A 3,146-nucleotide genomic window follows, 5' to 3' on the forward strand; every position below is an offset into this window, starting at 1 on the left:
GGGCGACCTGCGTGACGGAGGTGATCGCCGGGGTGGAGCACTGCTGGCCCGCGATGGCGCCGATCAGCAGCGGCTTCTCGATCTTCAGGAGCTTGCGGCCGACGATCAGCGAGACGGTGGCCGGGACCAGGACCATGGCGATCCCGGCGAACGGCAGGAGCGCGCCGTACTGCTTGAGCAGCGGCCAGGCCTGCGGGCCCGACACCAGTCCCGTGCAGGCGATGAAGATCGCGAGGCCCATGTCCTTCAGGGTCGTCGCGGCCTGGGGCGGGAAGGCGCCGAAGGTCTGGGTGCGGGAGCGGAACCAGCCGAAGAGGAGGCCGGAGACGAGACAGCCGCCGCCGGTGCCGAGCGACATCGGGACGTCACCGAAGCGGACCACGACCTGGCCGAGGAGCGAGCCGCAGGCGATGCCGAGGCCGAGGTAGATGAAGTCGGTGGCGTCGTTCCTGACGGTCGCCCCGATCTTCGTCGCCAACTTGCCGAGTCCCGAGCGGGAGCCGACCAGGGTGAGGACGTCGCCGCGGTGCAGGACCGTCTCGGGGGTGGCCGGCAGGTTCTGGTCACCGCGCAGGACGTCCGTCACGTACACGCCCCCGGAGGCGAACTCCGGGTGCTCCCGGGTGAGGGTGTCGATCGAGGTGCCGGCCACGGCCTTGTCGGTCAGGGAGACCTGGGTGGTGGCGAGCGGGGTGTCGAGACCGGGGACGGCCGGGGTCTCCGGTCCGATGATCCGGCCCGCCTCGATGATGTGGGAGCGCCGGCCGACGGTCAGCACGAGGTCGGACAGGGTCAGCGTGAAACCGGGCGGGGGAGGGGTGAGGACCTTGCTGCCCCGCTTGACCGCCTCCACGGTGACCCGGCCACCCAGCCGGTGCTCCAGATCGGTGACGGTCGTCCCGTCCGCCAGGGTGACGAGGAACGTACGGCCGACCAGGCCCGGCAGCGCCTCGCGCTCACCGGTCTCGAGCCCCCCGCCGGACCCGCGCATCTTCTCCCACAGCTCCCGGGAGGCGTCACGGAGGCTGATCCGCATCAGCATCGGCATGACCTGGCTGGTGTAGATCACGATGGTGATGAGGCCGAACAGGTAGCAGACGGTGTACGCGGTGGCCACATGGCCCTGGTACTGGGTGATCTGCTGCTGCGTCAGGTCGGAGAGCTTGCCGATCGCCTCCGTGGCCGTACCGACGACCGCCGACTCGGTGGCGGCTCCGGCGAGGATGCCGGAGGCGGTGCCGACGTCCAGGTCGAAGGCTCTGGCGAGGCCGAGCGCGATGCCGACGACGCAGACCACCTCGATGAGGCAGAGGGCGAAGAACCGCAGGCTCCCGCGGTTGAGGTGGGCGAAGAACTGCGGGCCGGCCATGTAGCCGAGCGCGAAGATGAACAGCGCGAAGAAGATCGTCTTCACGTCGTCGGAGACGGTGACCTTCGTCCAGGCGCCGAGCAGCAGGGCGACGATCAGGGTGCCGCAGATGCCGCCGAGCGTGAGCGGGCCGACCCGGAGCTTGCCGACCAGGTATCCGGCGGCGAGGCAGAGGAAGAGGGCGAGTTCGGGGTGGTCGCGCAGGACTCCCATGCGGCCTCACTCCGGCCGGGGGAGCGCACCCACGAAGGGGGCGTACGGGGAGATCTCGGGCATAAGGGGAAAGCTAACAGCGGGTGCGGGGAAGTGGATCATCACCTCGCCCATCCGGGTGAGGCGGTGCCGGACCCGCCGGAAGAAAGACACCCCCTAGCCCTTCACCGCGCCCCGCATCACCCCGCCCACGATCTGCCGCCCGAACACCGCCAGGACCACCAGCAGCGGCAGGGTCCCCAGAAGTGCCCCCGCCATCACCACCGACTGGTCCGGCACGTGCCCCCGTCCGAGGCCCGTCAGCGCCACCTGGACCGTCGGGTTCCCGGTCTGCGTCAGGACCAGGACCGGCCAGAAGAAGTCGTTCCACGCCGCCACGAAGGACAGCATCCCGAGGACCGCCGCCGCCGGACGCGCCGCCGGCAGCACCAGATGCCACAGCACCCGGACCGTCCCCGCCCCGTCCACCCGCGCCGCCTCCAGGAGTTCGCCCGGCAGCGCCCGCCGCAGGTGCTGGCGCATGAAGAACACCCCGAAGGCGGAGACCAGCGCCGGCAGGATCACCGCCTGGAGCCCGTCGGTCCAGCGCAGCCGCGCCACGAGCAGATAGAGCGGTACGACGCCGAGCTGCGGCGGGATCAGCATCGTCGCCCCGACCAGGAACAGCAGCGCGCCCCGGAAGCGGAAGCGCAGGTGCGCGAAGGCGAAGCCCGCCAGGGTCGAGAACAGCACCGTGCCGGCCGCGACCGTCCCGGCGACCACGGCGGTGTTGACGATCGCCTCACCGAGCCCGCCCTCGGTCCAGGCGATCCCCAGGTTCCGCGGCAGGTTCCGCCCGAACCACAGCGGCGGCGGCGCGGCGGCCAGCCGCGTGCTGCTCCGGGAGGCGGCCACCGCCGTCCACAGCAGCGGGAAGAGGGAGACGGCGGTGAGGACCGCGAGCAGCGCGTACGTGACGGGCCCGGCCCGCTCCGGCCGGCTCACCGCGCCGCCCCCCGCCGCCGCCCGGCCCACCGGACGGCCCCGAAGAGGACCACCAGGAGCAGCAGCATGGCCCAGGCGATGGCCGCCGCCCGCCCGAGGTGCAGGTTCACCCAGCCCTGCTCGTACAGATAGAGCCCCAGTGTCTGGTACTGCCGGTCGGCCCCACCGGAGGCGCCCGCCCCGCTGTTGAACAGCAGCGGCTCGCCGAACAGCTGGGTCGCGCCGATCGTCGAGACGAGCACCGTGAAGAGGAGCGCGGGCCGCAGCCCGGGCAGCGTCACGTGCGCGAACTGCCGCCACCGCGAGGCCCCGTCCAGCGCAGCCGCCTCGTACAGCTCGCGCGGGACGGTCTGCATCGCCGCCAGGTAGATGAGCGCGTTGTAGCCGGTCCACCGCCAGACGACGATCGACGCCACCGCGAACTTCGCGGCCCACGGCCCGTTCTGCCAGTCGACCGGCCCGGCACCGGCCAGGCCGAGGAGCCAGTTCACCATCCCCTGGTCCCGCCCGAAGAGGAGCGCGAAGACCAGCGTCGCCGCGGCCACCGAGGTGGCGTAGGGGGCGAGCGCCACGACCCGGA

The 3,146-nt window shown here is 72.0% G+C and carries 3 protein-coding genes; all 3 read right to left on the minus strand.

Annotated elements, in window-relative coordinates:
- A partial coding sequence (gene aspT, locus RIF68_RS32265) for an aspartate-alanine antiporter (protein ID WP_309054814.1) occupies nucleotides 1-1,582 on the minus strand: 1,582 nt, incomplete at its 3' end.
- Nucleotides 1,583-1,738: 156 nt separating this feature from the next.
- On the minus strand, nucleotides 1,739-2,596 hold the full coding sequence (locus tag RIF68_RS32270) for a carbohydrate ABC transporter permease (protein ID WP_375165042.1): 858 nt from the start codon (nucleotides 2,594-2,596) through the stop codon (nucleotides 1,739-1,741).
- The coding region (locus RIF68_RS32275; RefSeq protein ID WP_309054816.1) for a sugar ABC transporter permease at nucleotides 2,563-3,146 on the minus strand (584 nt) is incomplete at its 5' end. The genes RIF68_RS32275 and RIF68_RS32270, both read right to left, overlap by 34 nt.

This window comes from Streptomyces sp. (genome assembly GCF_031178505.1).
Taxonomy (GTDB): Bacteria; Actinomycetota; Actinomycetes; order Streptomycetales; family Streptomycetaceae; genus Streptomyces; species Streptomyces gulbargensis.